Source organism: Mesorhizobium sp. M0598, assembly GCF_040320865.1.
Classification (GTDB): domain Bacteria; phylum Pseudomonadota; class Alphaproteobacteria; order Rhizobiales; family Rhizobiaceae; genus Mesorhizobium.
This window is the reverse complement of the sequence record NZ_JAMYQL010000002.1, coordinates 262,313-281,854: the sequence shown is the minus strand read 5'-3', so window position 1 is coordinate 281,854 and position 19,542 is coordinate 262,313. Positions and strand designations below refer to the sequence as shown.

The 19,542-nt window shown below is 62.0% G+C and carries 20 protein-coding genes, 1 tRNA gene and 1 pseudogene; 10 read left to right on the top strand and 12 right to left on the bottom strand.

Going from position 1 to position 19,542, the window contains the following annotated elements:
• The first annotated feature begins 76 nt into the window (after positions 1 to 76).
• The 5 genes from plsX (at position 77) to NKI59_RS04470 (ending at position 3,761) form a co-directional block, all read left to right on the top strand.
• Positions 77 to 1,147: a phosphate acyltransferase PlsX gene (plsX, locus tag NKI59_RS04490; RefSeq protein ID WP_352449317.1), complete on the top strand. Its 1,071-nt coding sequence runs from the start codon at positions 77 to 79 to the stop codon at positions 1,145 to 1,147.
• 9 nt (positions 1,148 to 1,156) lie between these two features.
• Positions 1,157 to 2,128, top strand: a complete 972-nt coding sequence (locus NKI59_RS04485; RefSeq protein WP_352702591.1) for a beta-ketoacyl-ACP synthase III — start codon at positions 1,157 to 1,159, stop codon at positions 2,126 to 2,128.
• 105 nt (positions 2,129 to 2,233) lie between these two features.
• Positions 2,234 to 2,557, top strand: coding sequence for an integration host factor subunit alpha (locus NKI59_RS04480; RefSeq protein ID WP_352525270.1), 324 nt, complete (start codon positions 2,234 to 2,236; stop codon positions 2,555 to 2,557).
• A gap of 245 nt (positions 2,558 to 2,802) precedes the next feature.
• On the top strand, positions 2,803 to 3,345 hold the full coding sequence (locus tag NKI59_RS04475; RefSeq protein WP_352702589.1) for a MerR family transcriptional regulator: 543 nt from the start codon (positions 2,803 to 2,805) through the stop codon (positions 3,343 to 3,345).
• Positions 3,346 to 3,419: 74 nt separating this feature from the next.
• Positions 3,420 to 3,761 (top strand): hypothetical protein, encoded by a 342-nt coding sequence (locus NKI59_RS04470; protein WP_023674512.1) that lies wholly within the window; start codon positions 3,420 to 3,422, stop codon positions 3,759 to 3,761.
• 126 nt (positions 3,762 to 3,887) lie between these two features.
• Here NKI59_RS04470 and NKI59_RS04465 read toward each other — a convergent pair whose 3' ends face one another.
• Positions 3,888 to 4,079 (bottom strand): hypothetical protein, encoded by a 192-nt coding sequence (locus NKI59_RS04465; protein WP_023674514.1) that lies wholly within the window; start codon positions 4,077 to 4,079, stop codon positions 3,888 to 3,890.
• A 317-nt stretch (positions 4,080 to 4,396) separates the two neighbouring features.
• On the opposite strand from NKI59_RS04465, the gene NKI59_RS04460 reads away from it, so the two are divergent.
• Positions 4,397 to 4,675, top strand: a complete 279-nt coding sequence (locus NKI59_RS04460; RefSeq protein ID WP_352702587.1) for a helix-turn-helix domain-containing protein — start codon at positions 4,397 to 4,399, stop codon at positions 4,673 to 4,675.
• Between the two features lie 119 nt (positions 4,676 to 4,794).
• The gene (locus NKI59_RS04455; protein WP_352449319.1) at positions 4,795 to 5,253 is read left to right on the top strand and encodes a YbaK/EbsC family protein; all 459 of its coding nucleotides are present in this window, start codon (positions 4,795 to 4,797) and stop codon (positions 5,251 to 5,253) included.
• Between the two features lie 38 nt (positions 5,254 to 5,291).
• On the opposite strand, the gene NKI59_RS04450 is transcribed toward NKI59_RS04455, so the two are convergent.
• The 7 genes from NKI59_RS04450 to NKI59_RS04420 all read right to left on the bottom strand — a co-directional run bounded on the left by NKI59_RS04450 (position 5,292) and on the right by NKI59_RS04420 (position 11,410).
• Complete coding sequence (locus NKI59_RS04450) at positions 5,292 to 5,486, bottom strand: hypothetical protein (protein WP_352702584.1); 195 nt, start codon at positions 5,484 to 5,486, stop codon at positions 5,292 to 5,294.
• 147 nt (positions 5,487 to 5,633) lie between these two features.
• Positions 5,634 to 5,867, bottom strand: a complete 234-nt coding sequence (locus NKI59_RS04445) for a hypothetical protein (RefSeq protein ID WP_352619219.1) — start codon at positions 5,865 to 5,867, stop codon at positions 5,634 to 5,636.
• Between the two features lie 790 nt (positions 5,868 to 6,657).
• Positions 6,658 to 6,734, bottom strand: a tRNA-Pro gene (locus tag NKI59_RS04440).
• A gap of 36 nt (positions 6,735 to 6,770) precedes the next feature.
• Complete coding sequence (locus NKI59_RS04435) at positions 6,771 to 8,060, bottom strand: O-antigen ligase family protein (protein WP_352702582.1); 1,290 nt, start codon at positions 8,058 to 8,060, stop codon at positions 6,771 to 6,773.
• Positions 8,057 to 9,592, bottom strand: coding sequence for an undecaprenyl-phosphate glucose phosphotransferase (locus NKI59_RS04430; protein WP_352702579.1), 1,536 nt, complete (start codon positions 9,590 to 9,592; stop codon positions 8,057 to 8,059). Before NKI59_RS04430 ends, NKI59_RS04435 begins: the two co-directional genes overlap by 4 nt.
• A gap of 117 nt (positions 9,593 to 9,709) precedes the next feature.
• The gene (locus tag NKI59_RS04425; RefSeq protein ID WP_352702577.1) at positions 9,710 to 10,834 is read right to left on the bottom strand and encodes a glycosyltransferase family 4 protein; all 1,125 of its coding nucleotides are present in this window, start codon (positions 10,832 to 10,834) and stop codon (positions 9,710 to 9,712) included.
• A gap of 12 nt (positions 10,835 to 10,846) precedes the next feature.
• Complete coding sequence (locus NKI59_RS04420) at positions 10,847 to 11,410, bottom strand: polysaccharide biosynthesis/export family protein (RefSeq protein WP_352491882.1); 564 nt, start codon at positions 11,408 to 11,410, stop codon at positions 10,847 to 10,849.
• A 255-nt stretch (positions 11,411 to 11,665) separates the two neighbouring features.
• On the opposite strand from NKI59_RS04420, the gene NKI59_RS04415 reads away from it, so the two are divergent.
• Positions 11,666 to 13,915 (top strand): GumC family protein, encoded by a 2,250-nt coding sequence (locus NKI59_RS04415; RefSeq protein ID WP_352702575.1) that lies wholly within the window; start codon positions 11,666 to 11,668, stop codon positions 13,913 to 13,915.
• Between the two features lie 23 nt (positions 13,916 to 13,938).
• On the opposite strand, the gene NKI59_RS04410 is transcribed toward NKI59_RS04415, so the two are convergent.
• Entirely contained in the window at positions 13,939 to 15,168 is a 1,230-nt protein-coding gene (locus NKI59_RS04410) for a GNAT family N-acetyltransferase (RefSeq protein WP_352702572.1), read from the bottom strand.
• A 90-nt stretch (positions 15,169 to 15,258) separates the two neighbouring features.
• Between NKI59_RS04410 and NKI59_RS04405 the strand changes: the two genes are divergently transcribed.
• Positions 15,259 to 16,317 (top strand): polysaccharide deacetylase family protein, encoded by a 1,059-nt coding sequence (locus NKI59_RS04405; protein ID WP_352702570.1) that lies wholly within the window; start codon positions 15,259 to 15,261, stop codon positions 16,315 to 16,317.
• Here the strand turns inward: NKI59_RS04405 and NKI59_RS04400 are convergent.
• Positions 16,314 to 16,541 carry a DUF2842 domain-containing protein gene (locus NKI59_RS04400; RefSeq protein WP_023674629.1) on the bottom strand — a complete coding sequence of 76 codons (228 nt, stop codon included), beginning with the start codon at positions 16,539 to 16,541 and terminating at the stop codon, positions 16,314 to 16,316. The two genes, NKI59_RS04405 and NKI59_RS04400, sit on opposite strands and share 4 nt — an antisense overlap.
• 151 nt (positions 16,542 to 16,692) lie before the next feature.
• Between NKI59_RS04400 and NKI59_RS04395 the strand changes: the two genes are divergently transcribed.
• Positions 16,693 to 17,787 (top strand): COX15/CtaA family protein, encoded by a 1,095-nt coding sequence (locus NKI59_RS04395; protein WP_352702568.1) that lies wholly within the window; start codon positions 16,693 to 16,695, stop codon positions 17,785 to 17,787.
• Here NKI59_RS04395 and NKI59_RS04390 read toward each other — a convergent pair.
• Positions 17,777 to 18,615 (bottom strand): annotated as a pseudogene (locus tag NKI59_RS04390) (aminoglycoside phosphotransferase family protein). The gene NKI59_RS04395 and the pseudogene NKI59_RS04390 sit on opposite strands and share 11 nt — an antisense overlap.
• Entirely contained in the window at positions 18,616 to 19,542 is a 927-nt protein-coding gene (gene argC, locus NKI59_RS04385) for an N-acetyl-gamma-glutamyl-phosphate reductase (RefSeq protein WP_352501535.1), read from the bottom strand.

The window sequence follows — 19,542 nt, the reverse complement described above, 5'->3', positions numbered from 1 at the left end:
GTTATTTTCGCCGAACCTTCGCGAGCCCCGCACCTTGGCAAGCCCGCTGGCCAAGCAACCGTGAGATGAACACCGCGTGATCAGGATTTCCATCGATGCCATGGGCGGCGATCACGGGCCAAGCGTGGTCATCCCGGCGCTCATGACTGTCGCCACCCGCCGTCCGGATATACGCTTCGTCATTTATGGGCGCGAAGAAGTGGTACGGCCCGAACTCGCCAAATTCCCCAAGCTGGCGGAAGTGAGCGAGTTCATCCACTGCGAGATCGCAGTGCGGATGGACGACAAGCCGAGCCAGGCGCTGCGCCATGGCCGCTGGAAGTCATCGATGTGGAAGGCCGTCGAGGCGGTCAAGGCAGGCACTGCCGACGCCTGCATCTCGGCCGGCAATACCGGCGCGCTGATGGCAATGTCCAGATTCTGCCTTCGCACCATGGCGACCATCGATCGCCCGGCAATCGCGGCGCTCTGGCCGACATTGCGCGGCGAGAGCGTGGTGCTGGACGTCGGCGCCACCATTGGCGCGGATGCGCATCAACTGGTTGATTTTGCCATTCTGGGCACCGGCATGGCGCGCTCTGTTTTCGGCATCGAACGGCCGAGCGTCGGCCTGCTCAATGTCGGCGTCGAGGAGATCAAGGGCCAGGAAGAGGTCAAGGAGGCGGGTCGTATGTTGCGCGAGGCCAACATGGCCTCGATGAACTACCATGGCTTTGTCGAGGGTGACGACATCGGCAAGGGCAGTGTCGACGTCGTCGTTACCGAAGGATTTGCCGGCAACATCGCGCTGAAGACGGCGGAAGGCACCGTCAGGCAGATCGCCGGCTATCTGCGCGCGGCGATGAACCGGACGCTGATGGCTAGGATCGGCTATATCTTCGCCAAGACCGCCTTCGATCGCCTGCGCGAGAAGATGGATGTCGGCCGCTCCAATGGCGGCGTCTTCCTCGGATTGAACGGCATCGTGGTGAAGAGCCATGGCGGGGCTGATTCGGATGGCTTCGCGGCGGCGATCGAGCTTGGCTACGACATGGTGCGCAACAATCTGCTTGACCGCATCGAAGCCGATCTCGACCTGTTCCATGCCCGCAATCCGAATGCCCAGACAATCCGGAAATCCGACGTCGTCATCGACGCAAAGGAATAGGAAAGAGCATTGATCAGATCAGTCGTGCGCGGCACGGGCGCCGCGCTGCCCCGCCGCATTATGAAGAATGCCGATTTCGAAGGCATGGTCGAGACGTCGGACGAGTGGATCGTCCAGCGCACCGGCATTCGCCAGCGCCACATTGCGGCCGACGACGAGACGACGGCCTCGCTGGGCGAGGCGGCAGCGCGCGCAGCCCTCGACAGCGCCGGCCTGACGGCTGACGACATCGACCTGATCGTGCTGGCGACCTCGACGCCCAACAACACCTTTCCCGCGACCGCGGTCGAGATCCAGAACCGGCTCGGCATGCACCACGGTTTTGCCTTCGACCTGCAGGCGGTCTGCTCCGGCTTCGTCTATGCAGTGACGACCTCCGACCTCTATATCCGCGGCGGCTTGGCCAGACGGGTGCTGGTGATCGGCTCGGAAACATTTTCGCGTATTCTCGACTGGAACGACCGCTCGACCTGCGTTTTGTTCGGCGACGGCGCCGGCGCGATGGTGCTGGAAGCAGGCACGGGGGCAGGCGGCATCGCCGACCGAGGCGTTCTGGCGGCCAGCCTGCGCTCCGACGGCATCCACAAGGACAAGCTTTTTGTCGACGGTGGGCCGTCGACCACCGGAACGGTCGGGCACCTCAGGATGGAAGGCCGCGAAGTGTTCAAGCATGCGGTCGGCATGATCACCGACGTCATCGAGGCGACGTTCGCACAGGCCGGCATCGGCGCCGCCGATCTCGACTGGTTCGTGCCGCATCAAGCCAATAAACGAATTATTGACGCTTCGGCCAAAAAGCTCGGGATAGAGGAGCGGAAGGTGGTGGTGACCGTCGATTTGCACGGTAATACCTCGGCTGCTTCCGTGCCGCTGGCACTGTCCGCGGCCGTCGCCGACGGTCGCATCAAAAAGGGTGACCTGGTACTGCTCGAGGCGATGGGCGGCGGCTTCACCTGGGGTGCCGTCCTGCTCCGCTGGTAAGTGCCGAACTATCGGGTTCGGGTCCCTTGACCTTGACGGATCAATTACTTAGGTTCTGCCGTTGCTTGTATCGATTTATGTTTTTGAGCTGATGGGACGGTTCGTATGGGGGGAAAGACACTTACGCGCGCCGACCTCGCCGAAGCCGTTTACCGCAAGGTTGGGCTGTCACGTACTGAATCGGCCGAGCTTGTCGAGGCGGTGCTGAATGAGATCTGCGAGGCGATCGTTCGCGGCGAGACGGTGAAGCTGTCGTCCTTCGCGACCTTCCACGTCCGCTCCAAGAACGAGCGCATCGGGCGCAATCCCAAGACCGGTGAGGAAGTGCCGATCCTGCCGCGCCGGGTGATGACCTTCAAGTCGTCGAACGTGCTGAAGAACCGTATCCTGCGCTCCCATCAAACCAGCAAAGCCAAGGGCAGCAAGTAGCCGTCCAATCCCCCTTTGCCAAGAATCATGCTCCAGGCTTCGGTTGAAAAGCGAACCCTGCTTTTGCGCCGGGCTTGAATATTGTTTCATAAACCGCTGAAATAAGATGCGATTCGGTACGCCGGATCGGTATTTGGGTGTGATCCGTTCCGGCGGGACGGAAAGCTGCTCTCCTTGTTAAGCGTGATGTCGCCCGAACCCGGTTCCCGCCTTTCGCGATCATGCTCTAGCGTGAGGATTCGCCCATGGACAAGAGCCCTGATGCTTTCCGCACCATCAGCGAGGTCGCGGAGGATCTGGATTTGCCGCAGCACGTGCTGCGCTTCTGGGAGACGCGTTTCAACCAGATCAAGCCGATGAAGCGCGGCGGCGGCCGCCGCTACTACCGTCCGCAGGACGTAGAACTGATCAAGGGTATTCGTCATATGCTCTACGACCAGGGCTATACGATCAAGGGCGTGCAGAAGCTGTTGCGCGAGAACGGCAACCAGTTTCTGATCGCCGTCGGCAGTGGCGACATGGCGGCGGTCGAGGCGATCTCGCAGCGCCGACAGGCCGACACGGTACCGCTGACGCAAGCGGCGCAGTCGCGCGGCCCGGACGACGAAATGCTGGTTGGCCAGCCGAGGGTGAAACCCAGCCGTCGTTTTTTCGGTATAGGCAAGACCGACGAGGAAGGTCCGGTTCCGCCGGACACGTCAAAACTTTCCCGTGACAATCGCGCATTGCTGCAGGAGGCGCTGTTCGACCTCCTGGAATGCAAGCGCCTGCTCGATCAGGTTCGCTAGAGCCCGCCGGGCTGACCGGAACGGTCTTCAGGGTCATGCGTTAGGCTTCCTTCTACAGATGAAGGAAGCACGTCATGGCATCGCTTTCGAGCATCTCCGACACCGATCTGGACAAACAGGTCGCGGCCCTGACCAGGGAACTGGCCACCTTGAAGAAAGCCGTGTTAAAGCGGGGCGGCGCCTTTTACGAAGACGGGCGCGATACCGCGTCGGATTATTATTCGGATATCACTGAGCGCCTCGGCGACGCCTTGCCGGCAATCAGAAGGCAAGGCCGGGCGATCGAGAAGACCGCCCGAGATCACCCGGCGACGGCGGCCGCTGTCGGGCTGGTTCTGGTCGGGCTCGTCGCCAGTCTGTTCCTCGGCGGCCGGCAGCAACAAGCACCGCGAGCGCGTTCAAGATCGGCACGTTGAGATAAGCAAATGGCGGTGGTCAGCGGACCGCCGCCATTTTTCGCCGACACGGAAAGCCCGGCAAGCGCGCCGCCCTTGATCAAGCACCAGAACGCCTGATTGCGGGTTGTTCGCCCGAGGGTGTTTTCAGTACTTCTTCGCGACAACCTTCTTGTGATGGTGGCGGTAGTGGTGGACCCGGTGATGGTAGTGATGGCGGTGATGCTTCTTGACGGTGGTGTGCATCGTCGTTGCATTCGCGCTGCTTGCGCCGATGATCGGCATCGAGAGGGCAAGTGCGATTGCAAGTCCAAGGGCGGAGAGAAGAGGCTTCTTCATGACATCGTTTCCTTTTTGCGCAGGCGGAATTTGAGCGTCACTGATTCAGGTCGGTGACTCGAGCGCTGCGGTTGGGACTATCGCCTTGGAGTTTTTCGGCAGTTTTTCCGGCCTGTAGAATTTTGTTTCCGAACTGTGTCTGCTGACGATCCGGCCAGATGTCAGCTCGCCGGCATCCGCCATCCATTCCGCCGTCGGTTCACGATGCCGTGACGCTATCTTTGATGCTTGGCAAATCACCGGCGAGCGGGCATTCTCCCGATCGTCTCAGGCAACAACATGATTTGATCTAACTCTTTCATCCCACGGAGTTGCCAATGCCCCAAATAGCAAAACGCGAAACTTACTCCGAACTGGCGGCGAGCGCGGTTACGCCTGAACGCAGTGCCGTCCGAACCGCCCGGGAAGCCCGTGGATACAGCATCGAAGAGCTGTCCCTGGCGTGCGGGCTGGCAGCCTATGAGATTGCCGACATTGAAAGCGGCAAGGATGCCGATCCCTCGAAACGTCGGCGTATTGCCTCCGCGCTTCAACTTCCGGAAAGCGCTCTGTTTGACGAAGTCGTGTTGTCTGCCAAAAGGCGATCCGTGTCGTAGCGGCGTGCCATGCTTTTATTCCACGAGCTCGCCATGGGTCGCCCTGGCGGGCTTCGTTTTTTCGGCCACGTAGTGGACTTGCCGGCCGTCACGGCGACGCCAGACGGAAATTGCTGGAGATGAGCCTCGAATCCGTTCGCGCCTTCTTCGCCGCACACGCGCCCGACATTGATGTCATCGTCACGGAGGCAAGCTCGGCGACGGTGCCTTTGGCCGCCGAAGCGCATGGCGTAGCGCCGGCGCAGATTGCCAAGACGATCTGCTTGCGCGCCGGCGACCAGACGATGCTGATCGTGGCCAGCGGGATCTCCAGGCTGGACAATCGCAAATTCAAGGATCGGTTTGGTGGCAAGGCGCGAATGCTGGACGCCGAGCAGGTGCTCGCCGCGACCGATCATCCCGTCGGTGGGGTGTGCCCGTTCGGCCTACCGGCGCCGCTCCCGGTCTACTGCGACATCTCGCTGCGCGCCTTTGACGAGGTCGTCCCGGCGGCAGGCGCGACGAATGCCGCCGTACGGCTCAGCCCGCAACGCCTGGCCGAACTCGTCGACGCCGAGTGGGTGGATGTGTGCCAGTAGCCATTTATCCGGGTCGTGGGATCCGCTGAGCGTTACCGCTACTCGGTCTTCTGTGGCTCTTCTTTTTTGATCGTCTGAGCGTCCGTGACAATCGACATATCGGCCTTCTCGACGCTTGCTGTCTTCGTCTGCGTGTCGACCGATGCCTGGACCTTGGAATGCGCGGGGCAATCCGCAGAGGCAGCTGATATGGACATGGTCAGTGCCGCGGCTATTGCGAGGAATGTCTTCATGATCATTCTCCTCTTTCGTTCGATGGGTAAAGTTATCCCGTCTGGCACCGACCGCAAAATCACATTTGTTCACACGCGCTCTTGCGCATACGGAAGCCGACGCTGGGCCAGTAATTCAAATGGTTGCGCGGATAGCCGCTTGCCGTATCAAAGCCCACTGGCTCCGGCCGGAGGATTTTTGGCGTTAAAGATCTCGCCGCTCAGAGCCAGCCTCAAATCTTCGGCACTGAGCTGACCACTTTCAAATAAATCCATCACCCTGCGGCCGAGCACTTCTCTGCCTGGATCTCCATCAGCGAGGCCTAGTTCACGGCATCGGGCATCAAGTGCCTTGGTCAACATGGTCAGATCGGCACGACAGGCAACCCCTTGAAGCGACATTGCATCTCTCCCGGAAAGGGCGAAAGCGCGTGGTGTCTTCGAAGCGTCCGCTCGCCCTTACAACTGCGGACGACGGCAATTCAACTAGAGCCAACCTTTTTCGAACTCAACATTCAAACGTACCAAAACGCCGCGCGCTCCAATGGGAGGATCCTGCTACAATACGGTATGGCCGTCCGAATAGCGGTTGTCCTCGCGCTTCTTTTCGCCTTCGCCTACGGTTTCGCAAAACTCGCGGAACATTATCGCAGCGTTGGCGACAGGCCCTCTCCGTGTGAAGAATTGCCCTATCCTGATTGTCCTGACCAAAAAGCTCCTCCCCGGGAAGAAACCGAGCCTTGAGCGCGCGCCTGTTCAGGCCAGGCCAGCCGTCGGGATTGAATTAGTTCTTTCCAACCGACGGTTGGTGGACGCATTGCAGCTGATGCGCCTAGGGTTCACTACGATCCGCGCGCACCGGGCATGCCCAACCCCCGAGTCACCCCTGCCTGATGCAAGGCGCCTGATCGAGTCCCGCCGTTCTGGCATGTGCGGCGGGACCTTTTCTTGTGGAAGCTGGAATACGGGCTCACGATAAAGGTTGGCGTACGCAGCAAAGCTTACCTAGCCGTTACCGCGCGGTTTCTCGGTGGGCTTCTGGCTAGACGCCAGCCTCCGTGCCTCGCGCACGAGTGATGCGTGATCGGTTCCCTCGATGAGATCACGCTTGCGTATGTTGCGCTGGCTGCAGTGCGGCTATTGTCTGTACAGCCAGTTTTGGGGGAAAACTGGCTAAGCCTTTGGATTTTAATGGTCGGAGTGGCCGGATTCGAACCGACGACCCCTTGACCCCCAGTCAAGTGCGCTACCGGGCTGCGCTACACTCCGGACCGGTCGCGATGTATCGTGATAGACCGGGTCCGGTCAACCGAATTCGGTTGCTGTCCTGCCTGAAGCAACCGCGACGGGGATTGCCGGTCGCTGCGCCGCCCGCAGCTGCCACTGGTGGCGGTATTCGAGCGCGATGGCACCCCAGATCAAGCCAAGCAGCAGGTAGACATGGCGCCAGTGGTCGATGTCGATGAAGGTGCCGAGCCCGATATTGCCGATGAAGGCGACGTAGGCGCATAGAAGATAAGGCTGCCACGGCCGATCGCGCAGCAGAATGCGGAAGCCGGCGGCGATCGTCCAGCACGTCAGCGTCAGGAATGACACGAAGCCGAGCCAGCCGTAATCCATCAGCATCTTCAGCAAGATGTCGTGCGTGTCCTCGCCGAACATCTTGCCGAAGACGAGCGGGCCGATGCCTAACGGATGCTCCAGTGCCATCTGAAAGCCGATCGTATAGCGGGCGAAGCGGCCGAGCCGGGCGGTGTCGTAGCTTTGTTCGAGCTGTGCGCGGTTCGAGAACATCTCGGCGACGCCTGGCAGTTGCAGGATGACGATCATTGCGATGACCAGCAGTCCGACGGCGGCGATGGTCATGACGACGACGCGCAGCTTGAACTTGCCGCTGGCGCTCTGCAGGAACAAGGCACCGGTCAGCAGGATCGCCGAAACGGCGAACATGCCCCAGGCGCCGCGCGAAAAGGAAAAGAAGATGCCGGCGGTGATTATCAGCAACGGCACCGCCAATAGCGGCATGCGTGCGACCGAGCCGGTAAGCAGCAGGTAGAGCAGGTAGATGCCGGGCAGCACCAGGAACGGACCGAACACGTTCGGGTCCTGGAAGGCGCCGGCGGCACGGTCGTATTTGGTGAAGATCTCCGCTCCTGGAAAGGCATGGAAATAGCCGGCTATGCCGACCAGCGAAGTCAGCACTGCCGACACCACATAGGCGACGAAGATCACCCGGTAGAGACTGGGCCGGACGGCCGTTACCGAAGCGAAGAAAACCGCGGTTAAGGCCAGGAACAGCGAGACGGCGAGATAGAGCGGCGTGCCGGCGAGGTCCGACATCTGCGTCATCGAGATCATGCCGCCGATGTTCATGATAACCAGCAGCACCAGAAGCGGCACCGCCGCGCGCTGTATACGCATGCCGAACAAGGGCCACACCACGATCAGCCCGATCATATAGACGTCGTACGGCGCGGGCTCGGCAATGACGAAACCGGACAGGAAGACGCCGAGGAAAACCGCCCCCGACGCAATCAGTGCGATCAGCTTGGCGTTGACCGCCGCCGCCGGCAATTCATAGGCCGTCGCGCTCAATATGCGTTTTCCGTGTTGAGCAGGCGGATCGGCGTCAGGAACAGGATTTTGAGGTCGAACAGGAGCGACCAGTTCTCGATGTAATAGAGGTCGTATTCCGTCCGCATGCGAATCTTCTCGTTGGTGTCCATCTCGCCGCGCCAGCCATTGATCTGCGCCCAGCCGGTCACACCGGGTTTGACCTTGTGGCGAGCGAAATAGCCGTCGACCACTTCATTGTAGAGGAGGTTGTGCGACTGCGCGGCAATGGCGTGCGGGCGCGGCCCGACCAGCGACAGCGAACCGAACAGCGAATTGAAGAACTGCGGCAGTTCGTCGACCGAGGTCTTGCGGATGAAGCGGCCGACGCGGGTGACGCGCGGATCGTTCTTGGTCACGGTCTGTTTGGCCGTCGGGTCCGCCTTGTCGGTATACATCGAACGGAACTTGTAGACGTCGATGATCTCGTTGTTGAAGCCGTGCCGCTTCTGATGGAACAGCACCGGCCCCTTGCTGTCGAGTTTGATCGCGATTGCGGTCGCCAGCATCACCGGCGAGAACACGATGATGCCGATGATCGAAAAGACGATGTCGAAGGCGCGTTTCGCGACCGAATCCCAATCGTTGATAGGCTTGTCGAAGATATCGAGCATCGGCACCGAGCCGATGTAGGAATAGGCGCGCGGCCTGAACTGCAGCGCATTCGAATGCGCCGACAGCCGGATGTCGACCGGCAGCACCCACAGCTTCTTCAATAATTGCAGCACGCGCGATTCGGCGGTCAGCGGCAGCGAAACGATCAGCATGTCGATGCGCGCGATGCGGGCAAATTCGATGAGCTCGGAAATCGTGCCGAGCTTGGGATAGCCGGCGACAACCGGCGGTGAACGCTTGTCACCACGGTCGTCGAAGATGCCGCAGATGCGGATGTCGTTGTAGGGCTGCCTTTCGACCGAGCGGATCAATACCTCCGCGGCCTTGCCGCCGCCCACGATGACGGCGCGGCGCTCCATCCGCCCGTCGCGCGCCCAGCGCCGGATCAGCTTCGAGATCACCAGGCGGAGACCCAGGATCAACACGAAACCGACGACGAACCACGTGCCGAAGAGCAGGCGCGAATAGTCTTCCGACATTTTCATGGTGAAGGCGGTGAGCGCCATCAAGGCGAATGTTCCGGCCCAGACCAGCAGGAGACGGCCGAAATTGGCGATCGGCCGCATCAGCGCGACGATCTGGTAGCGGTCGGTGACGTCGAACAGAACGACCGCGAGGAACGAAGTGGCGGCGATCGTCAGTGAGTATTGCCAGGCAAGATAGTTGAAAAAGCCGACATAATAGAAATAGACGGCAAGACCTGACACCAACAGCAGCGCGAATTCCACCATGCGCAGGACGCCGCTCACCATGATCGGCGACATCGTATCGCGCCGGTATTGCGAGGCGACCTGGCGGGCAACATCGTTCATGCCGCCGGCCGTATTGTTCTCGGCAGGGGCGTCGAATTTGCGCACCGCGTCTAGCGAAAAACGGCGCGCTGGGTCGATTTCGTTCATTGGGCGTCCGCAGGTTTCCCTCAGGTGAATAGCAAAAGAGAGCTAAGAAACCCTTGAAACAACAGATGGCTTTGGAGACGCTTTTCACCAGGAGCAGCCCGGTGGAAACCCGTTGCTCTATTTTTTGAGCGCGGCGAAATAAGCCTTTTCGATTTCGGCGGCCATTACATCGGCGCCGAAGCGTGCCTTGAGGTCGGCGAGGCCGGGCATCAGGCCTTTGTAGGTGTCGAGATCGGCCAATGCGGCGCTTATCTTGTCGCCAAGTTCGCGCGGGTCGGGCCGGATCAGGGCAGGCGAGCCGGTGTCGAAGATTTCCGGTATGCCGCCGACCGCCGTCGCGATGATCGGCTTGCCGGCGGCGAGCGCTTCCAGAACTATATAGGGCATGGCTTCCGCGCGCGAGGGAACGACGACCAGTTCGGCCAGCGTGAAGGCGAGCCTGGCCGGCATCGGCGCCAGGAAGCTGACCTCGAGGCCGAGCTGCTTCACCTGGGCGCGATAGCGCGGCAAGTCGTCGCCGTCGCCGACCATCAGCGCTTTCAATGGGCGGCCGAGCCGTGTCGCGACTCGCCCCAGCGCGTCAATGAAAATGTCCGGGCCCTTGAGGTCGCGCATCATGCCGATATAGAGGAGGTCAACCGCATTGTGCTCGGTCCGCACCGGCTCGAACTCGGCGGCGCGCAGGCCGTTGTGGACGAGAGCGTTCGGAATGGGCGGCTCGCCGACCTTCCTGCGATAAGTCCGCCGCTCATAATCGGAAACAAACAGCAGGCAATCGGTGAAGCGAGCCATGAAGCGCTCGAGCGCGAAGAACAGCTTCCCCGTGGCGGTGGTCTCGTCATAGTGAAGCGAGCCACCATGCGGCGAATAAAGGCGGGCTACGCGAGACCTGGATACCCGCAACAATGAGCCGAACAGACGGGCATAGGCGCCACCTTTGGCGCCATGCCCGTGCAGCACGTCCGGCCGCAATTCTTTTATGATCCTATAGGTGCGCCGGGCCGAGGCGAGATCGCCTGGCCCGACATGCCGCTGCATCGGGGTGCGGTGAATGCCGAGCGCCAGGCTGCCTTTCATCTGTTCGAACAGCCGTTCCTCGAAATCGCCGCCCGTCGTCGAATCGCAGACGATGCCGACGGCATGGCCGGCGGCGACCTGAGCCTCGGTCAGGTCGCGCACATGCCGGAAGATGCCTCCGACCGGTGAGCGAAAGCAGTGGACGATCCTGAGTGTGTCCGCCACTTTGTCAGCACATCAAAACAGGCGTTCGCGAACATAGACTGTATCGCCGGGCAGTAGCGGGTCGGAGGTCACCACGCGTCCGGTTATCACCTTGCCGTTGATGTCGCGGGTAATGTCGACGCTTTCCTGGTTGGCGCGTGGCGTGAACCCGCCGGCGATGGCGACGGCCTTCTGCACGGTCAGGCCCGGGACGTAGGAATACTGGCCCGCCGCGCTCACTTCACCCATGACGAAGATCGGCCGGTAGCGATCGATTTCGACCGAAACATCGGGATCCCGCAAATAACCCTGGCGCAGTTTCTCGGCGATCTCGCTTTCAAGCTGTTGGGCGGTGTGGCCGCGCGCCGGCACGTTGCCGACGAGCGGCAGCGAGAGATAGCCGGACTGGTCGACGCTGTAGGTATTGGTCAGTCCTTCCTGCTCGAACACGGTTACGCGGACGCGGTCGCCGGCGCCGAGGCGATAGGGCTGGTCGAGAACTTCATGGAATGCGGCCGGCGTCGGCCGGTAGCTGGAGCAGCCCGAAAGCATCGATACGGCAAGCAGCGCGCGGAAAAGGGGAGCAGTGCTTTTCATGAGCGGACACGTACCTTTGAATAGCCGGCGACTCTGCGGCAAACCTTAACGATCGAGCTCGGTTATCATCCTGTTAGGGTTAATGGCCGGTAAAGGCGCGCGGCCGATGCGGGCCGGATCGACAAATGCAGATGGTTTTCAGCCTCTTGTTTGCGGCTTGTTAATAGAGCCTGACAGGTTCTTACCGCGATATTAACGGCTGAGTTACCATAGTTGTTTACGGTGCATGCTGACTCAGTACCGGAGCAGGGATGCATGTCCGTTCAATCCGCGGCCGCAGATGTCGACGTCGATCTCAGGCAGCTTTTCGCCAGCCTGGCGCGAAACTGGTTGCGCATCCTTGTCGTCGCACTGGTTGTAACCGGCCTGGCCTTTGCGCTCGCCTGGCTTGCAACGCCCGAATACAAGGCGGCAGCCAAGCTGGAGATCGGGCCTCGAGAATCGGAGTTCACGCGGCCAGCCGGGGCCAACGGCAACGAGCGGTCGATTCCCGACGAAGAGGCTGTGGCCACCGAGGTCCAGATCATCTCGTCCCCCGACATCCTCAAGCAGGTGGCGGCGAAGCTCAACCTGGCGAAATTGCCCGAATTCGACGAGGCGCTGAAGATGTCGGCGCTGAGCCGCGCCCTTGTCCTTGTTGGCTTGAAAAGCGATCCGTTCGAGATTCCGCTGGAAGAGCGCGTGCTGGACGCAATGCATGAGAAGCTTAACGTCTATGGCGTTGAAAAAACCCGCGCGATCGCAATCGAGTTCTCGTCAGAGGATCCAAAGCTTGCCGCCGCGATCCCGAACGCCATTGCAAACGCCTATATCGCCTCCAAGGGCAATGCCAAGCTCGAATCGAATTCCGCCGCCACCGACTTTCTGGCGCCGGAAATCGCGGATCTGCAGAACCGGGTGAAGGAGGCGGAAGCCAAGGTTGCCGCATTCCGTGCGCAGTCCGATCTTTTGATGGGCGGCAACAATTCGGTGCTTGCCACCCAGCAGCTGTCCGAATTGTCGAGTGAACTGTCACGCGTGCGCGCCAATCGCGCTTCGGCGGAAGCGACCGCCGACAGCGTGCGCAGGGCGTTGCGCAATGGCGGCTCGCTGGATGCCGTTCCGGAGGTGTTGTCTTCCGAACTGATCCAGCGCCTGCGCGAGCGGCAAGTCGAACTCAAGAACAATATCGCCGACCTTTCCACCACCTTGCTCGACAACCATCCGCGCATCCGCGCGCTGAAGTCGCAGCTCGCGGATCTCGACCGCCAGATCCGCAACGAAGCGGAAAAGATCATGAAAGGTCTGATGGCGCAGGCCGAGACGGCGAAGGCGCGAGAGGCTCAACTCGTGGCAGACGTCAACACGCTGAAGGCGGCGTCCGCCCGCGCCGGCGAAGAGCAGGTGGAACTCGATGCGCTGCAGCGTGATGCCGCGACCAAGCGTCAGCAGCTCGATCTCTATTCATCCAGCTATCTCCAGGCGGCCGCACGCAAGGATCGCAACTATCTGCCCGTCGACGCTCGCGTATTTTCGGAGGCCCAGGTGCCGGCCGAACCTTATTTCCCCAAGATTGGTCCGATTGTCAGTGCGGCCTTTGTCGGCTCGTTGCTCATCATGGCGATCGTCACGCTGCTGCAGGAACTGTTTTCCGGCCGCGCCATGCGTCCGGCCGCCGGTGCCCATTTCGAGCGCATCGAGCAGGTTGCGATGCCGGCTGTCCAGGCCGAACGCGTGATGGCCGAGCCCGACCCGTCGGTTGGCCGGTCCGAACCGGCAGTCGTTGAGATCGATGAGGCCGACGACGACAATATCATTGAAAGCAAAGTGGAGCCGGAACCCGTCGCGGTGGCGGAAGCGGCTGCCGAGAAAATCGAACCGGAGTACGCTGAAATGGCCGCTGGAGACATTGAACCGGCACGTTCTATCCTCGGCGAGGTCGACATCGACAAGGCCGCGGAAAAACTGATCGCCACCGGTGCCGCCCGCGCCATATTCGTGTCACCGGAAGGCGACGAGGCGGCCGCCTCGGCAGTGCTGGTGGCGCGCGCAGTCTCCGACGCCGGGCTACGCGTGCTGCTGCTTGATCTCACCGCTTCGGGTGCTGCCTCGCGGCCGATGCTGGACAGCGGGCTGTTTCCGGGCATCACCGATCTGCTCGCCTCACAAGCGCAGTTCAGCGATGTGATCCACCCCGATCTCTATTCGGACTGCCACGTGATTCCCGTCGGCACAGCCGATCCGGTCCGCGCCATGCGCGCCGCCGACCGGCTGCCGATCATCATGCAGTCGCTAACCACCGCCTATGATTTGGTCGTGGTCGAATGCGGACCGGCCGACGCGCAAGGCATCAGCCGCCTGGTGGGCGAGGGGACCGAGGTCTTGCTCTCCATGCTTGAGCCGGACGACGAGGTGACGCAGGCCGCGGTCGCGCTCATCGAGAGTGGCTATCCCGACCTGACGCTGGTCACGCCCATCGGCCATGTGGCGCCGGGCCCAATGCCGGGACGGCGCTCGGCCGCCTGAGGCAGTTTTCTCTCAAATCGAAATCAGCTGTCGTCTTCGCCTGCGGCCGGTGCCGTCCGCCCCACGGCTTTACGGCGCAGCAGCTTGGTCAGCTTCCAGACCATTGGGCTGTGCTTGATGAATGCCTTCAGGCTTGCGCCGTGCCTGAGCGCAAGCGCCAGCGCACGACCTTTCGGCGTCAGCGGAACCAGCACCTCGAAATGCTGCGTTTCGACATCGCACCACAATCGCTTGTAGGGTTCGTCGCCGACCGAGAAATCATAGATTTCGAAACCCGCCTCGCAGGCTTCCTGGATGTTCTCGAAGAACAGGAAGTCGCCCGGGCTGGTGTGTGCGAGGTCGTCCTCGGCAATCGCCCCGAACTCGCAGATCAGCCGCTTGCCCGAGCGGCTCGATCCGGTGACTGCACGAAGTTTGCCGGCGACTTCCAGCCCATGCAGGACGAAGGACGGATATTCCTCTTGAAGCGCGTCGGCAAACAGCGAGCGGAAAAAAGCGCGCACCTCCGCCTCACCGAAAACATTGGCGATGCCCATCTTGCGGAAGCGGAATTCCTTCATCTCGAAAAAGGCATCGAGCAGCATGTGCACCTCGTCCGCAGTCCTCGCCTCGATGCGACGATAGCTGCCAACGGCCTCGAACTTGCGCGCCTGCGAGCGATGCTTCTTGCGCCTGCGCTTGCCGCTCACGCGGGTGAGCAGTGCGTCAAATCCTCCCACAAGACCGGCGGCCAGCGACAGATTGGGGCTTGAAAAATGCGGCAAGGCGGAGAGCGGGTTGGCAACGCCGTCGAGATCGGGCAGCAACCGCTCCAGCGCAACAAGATCGATGTCGCGCCGCGCCTTGGCAATCGCAGCCAGCATCGAGCGGATCGCCGCGCTATCGGCATTCGCCAGCCATTGCGGGTCGGCGGCGGCAAAATTGCCGTTTGCATGGCGGCCGCCCATGAACCGGGCGACGCGGAACGCTCCACTGCGAGTGACCTCCAGCGCCAGTGAGAAAACCGGCCTGTCCCCGGCGCGCAGCGTCGCAACAACAACGTCGGCGCCGGTATGTGCCGCCCAGTTCAGGATCCAGCCTGCGCTTTGCGCAGGGGCAAAAAGCGCCGAATGGCAGAATTCTGCGTACGCCGCCAACGCCGCACTATCGGCGACCGAGGTTGACAGGCCGGCTTTGCCGGCCGGCAAGGCACACGGCGACGCCTCGCTGCTTGCCAGCCGATTGCCGTCAAATGACGCGGTGGCGTCAACCATACCTCAATCCTTAGGGCGTATTCGTCGCGATTGGGGGTCCCGCGCAGGCGCATTCCATGCTTGATGAGCTTAGGCGCAAAAGGTGAATGAATGATCGACGGGGGCGAGGCAATCCGCAAACTGGCGCTCAATCTCGCCCGCTATTCCGGTCTCGCGCCGCTGGCCAAGCCGTTTATCGGCGGCCTTGGCGCCATCCTGATGTTGCATCGGGTTACCGCGACGCCGGAAAAGCCGAACGGCGTCAACCGCCACTTGAACATCGCGCCCGGGTTCCTCGACACCGTGATCGCCGACATGAAGGCGAACGGCTACAGTTTCGTCACGCTTGACGAGGCGATCGAGCGCATCAAGGCTGGCGACAAGGACGGCCAATTTGCGACGATCACCGCCGACGACGCCTATCGAGACAACATGACCGAGGCGCTGCCGGTGCTGGAGAAACACGGCGCGCCGATCACCATCTACGTCGCGCCGGGGCTGATCGACGGCGCTGCCGATTTGTGGTGGGACGTGGTCGAGGACATCGTCAATGCGCGCGATCGCCTGACGCTGACGACGCCGGATGGCCCGGTGACAATCGACTGCTCGAGTCTGGGAAAAAAGGTCCAGGCCAATGCGCGCCTGCACGCTCATCTGACGCTGAAGGTGCGCGAGCAGGACCAGCGTGCGGTGTTGCGGGATCTGGCGCGCTCGAACGGCATCGAATTGGGTGGTCCGCGCCCGAGCACGCTGATGAACTGGGACGAGATCCGCACCATGGCCGAGCACCCGCTGGTGACGATCGGCGCACATAGCGTCAATCACTGCAATCTGAAGCGGCTTTCCGAGAGCGATGCGCGACATGAGATCGGCGACGTCAAGCGCATATTGCAGGTCAAACTCGGCGAGGAGCCGCGCCATTTCGCCTATCCCTACGGTTATGCCAGTGCCGTCGGCCGCCGCGAAGTAGGCCTAGTCCGCGATGCCGGCTATGCCTCGGCGGTGACGACCCGCCACGGCATACTCCGCGCCGAGCATGCCGGCTTCCTGCACGCCCTGCCGCGCATTTCGGTCAATGGCCGCTATCAGAGCGTCGCCCACATCCGAACAATGTTGTCGGGGGTGACGACGCCGCTGGCCAATGCCGGCAAGACGGTGGTGACGATCTAACTGTTGCCTCGGCCCTTCGGCCGCGGCTCCAGGATCAGCCATTTGATGATGCCCATCGCCGGCAGCACCCACAAAAGCCCGCTGAGCAGGAAGAAGATGAAGTGCGCCAGCGGCCCGGACTGCGACAATTGGGCGACCGCCACGATCGAGGCGACCAGCGCATAGACTATGACCAGCACTACCAGCAGGAAGCTTCCGATCAGCTTTTTCAGGCGAATGGGCATGGCGCGATCTCGTTGATCGCTATCGCTTAGGCCGAACAGCCAATACGCGCAACCCGCCAGAAACGGCGCGACGGCGTGCCGCGCTGTCCGGTCTTGCAAGCCGGGTTGCGATGGTTCACCAATCCGCGACTTCAACTGCCGGGACAAATCCATGGCTGCTGCCATATCCGATGCCGCGCCTTTCGCCGCCCGCGATCGCGACCTTCGCAACCGCGCGCTGGTACGCGGTTGGCTCTATGCCGTGCTCCTGGTGCTGTTTGCGCTGGTACTGGTCGGCGGCGCTACAAGGCTCACCAATTCCGGCCTGTCGATCACCGAATGGCAGCCGATACACGGCGTCATCCCGCCGCTCAATGATGCCGAGTGGCAGGAGGAGTTCCTGCGCTACCAGCAGATCCCGCAATATGCCGAACTCAACAACGGCATGAGCATCGAGGCGTTCAAATCGATCTTCTGGTGGGAATGGGTGCACCGCATCCTGGCGCGTAGTGTCGGCGTGGTCTTCGCCCTGCCGCTGCTGTTCTTCTGGGCGACGCGCCGCATCGAGCGGGGCCTCGGCACGAAATTGTCGGGCATCCTCCTTCTCGGCGCCCTGCAGGGCGCGATAGGCTGGTGGATGGTGGCGTCCGGGTTGGTCGACCGGGTTTCGGTCAGCCAATATCGGCTGGCGACGCATCTGACGCTGGCGGCGCTGATCTTCACGGCGACCATGGTGGTCGCGCGTGGGCTGGCGCCGCACTCGGAACCTGCCGCCGACCGCTCGACGCAACGTCTGGCCGGCTTGCTGGTGCTGCTGGCGCTGGTCCAGATCTATCTCGGCGGGCTGGTCGCAGGGCTAGACGCCGGCTTGAGCTACAACACCTGGCCGCTGATGGACGGCAAGCTGGTCCCCGGCGACCTGCTGCTGCTCGAGCCGGCATGGCGCAATTTCTTCGAAAATCCGAAGACGGTGCAATTCGTCCACCGGGTCGGCGCCTACACGATCTTCGCGGTCGCGCTCTGGCACATGATCTCGACACGCCGGCGCCTGCCGGGCACGACGCATGCCCGACGCGCGACGCTTCTGTTCCTGATTGTCGTGGTGCAGGCATCGATCGGCATCGGCACGCTATTGATGCATGTGCCGCTGCACATGGCCCTGACGCATCAGGCATTCGCGCTGTTCCTGCTGGGCTTCGCCGCCGCGCATTGGCGCGGTACCAAGGGCGCTTACCCGCTGCCCCACGAGATCGCTCTCAGAGGCTGAGCCGCACCCGCCGGATTGCCGCGGCAATCGCCAGTTCGCGGTTTTCGTCGACCGCATTGCGATCTTCATGGTGCCATGCAGCCGACAGGCAGCCATAGGCGATGGCGTGGTCCAGTATCGCGGGCGGCGACTGGCCGAGCGTTGCGGCAAAGACATGCGCCATATGCGCGATCCGCCGCGGATCGAGGCAAAGATCGTCTCGGTCGAGTGGGTTGTAGAACACATTGGCGGCATCGAAGCCGGGGTCGCCGAGAACGCCCTTCGGATCGATCGCCAGCCAGCCGCGCGGACCGTGCATGATGTTGTCGTGATGCAGGTCGCCATGCAGCGGCCGTACGTCGTGCGGATTGGACAACAGCCGTTCCGCGATTTCGGCAGCTTCGACATACAGGCTCTCTTCGCCGGCGGCGCGATCGGCCTTCGCCTTTTTGAACAGGCTGGAAAACCGGGTCCGCAACGGCTGAAGGTCCGGCGGGGCGGGGTGCTTCGACGGCGAGAACAGCTTGGCCATTACCTCCGCCGCGATCGCGGTGGCGGCATTGTGCCCTGATCCGCAATCATCTGTGACAGCGAGGTTTCGCCGGCATACTCGAGCAGCATCCGGTGGCCATCGCGGGCCAGCAGCCGCACCGCGCCTTCGCCGCGTCGCCAGGCGAGGAAATGCTCGCCACGCAACTCGTCCTCGACATCGTCGAAAGGCTTTAGATCCTTGACGATTGCCGGCGAGCCGTCCTCGCGCGCGACCTTCCAGATGCGGCTGCTGAACGTTTCGACGGTGAGTTCGGGCGCGCCGACCTTCCAGCGCTTTGGAAATGCCGGCACATCCATTCAGAGGCCGAGCATCAGATCCATGTTCTGCACGGCGGCGCCCGAGGCGCCCTTGCCGAGATTGTCGTAGACGGCAAGCAGCAGCGCCTGCGCCCTGTTATCATTGGCAAAGACATAGAGCTTCATCCGGTTGGTGCCGTTGTAGATCTCCGGATCGATGTCGGGCATGCGTTCCTGATGCAGATACGGCGCCACCTCGACCACGCCGCCATCGATGGAAGCGAAATGATCGGCGATCGCAGCGTGAAGCTCGGCGCCGGTCGGCACATGGTCGAGGCCGCCGAGTTGCAGCGGCACCACCGTGATCATGCCTTGCGCGAAATTGCCGACTGCCGGCTGCATGATCGGATCGTGCGAAAGCCTGGCATAGGTCCTGAGCTCCGGCACGTGCTTGTGCTGCAGCGTCAGTCCGTAGGGCAGGAATTCCGGCGCATCCTCGCCTTTGGCGACATAATCCTCGATCATTGGCCGGCCGCCGCCGGAATAGCCGGAAATGCCGTTGACGGTGACCGGAAAATCGGCCGGCAGCAGCCCCGCCGCAACCAGCGGCCGCAGCGTCGCGATTGGTCCTTGCGGCCAGCAGCCCGGATTGGCGACGCGCTTCGCCGAAGCGATCTTCTTCGCCTGGTCCTTGTCCATTTCGGCGAAACCATATTCCCACCCATCGGCGACGCGATGTGCCGTCGAGGCGTCGATCACCTTGGTGGTGTCATTGGCGATCAGCGAAACGCTTTCCTTGGCGGCAGCGTCCGGTAGGCAGAGGATCGCGACATCGGCGGCATTGAGGAACTCGGCACGCGCTGCCGTTTCTTTGCGGCGCTCGGTCGGGATGGAGATGATTTCCAGGTCGCCGCGCTCGGCAAGCAGCGCCCTGATTTGCAGACCGGTGGTGCCGTGCTCGCCGTCGATGAAGATTTTCGGTTTCAT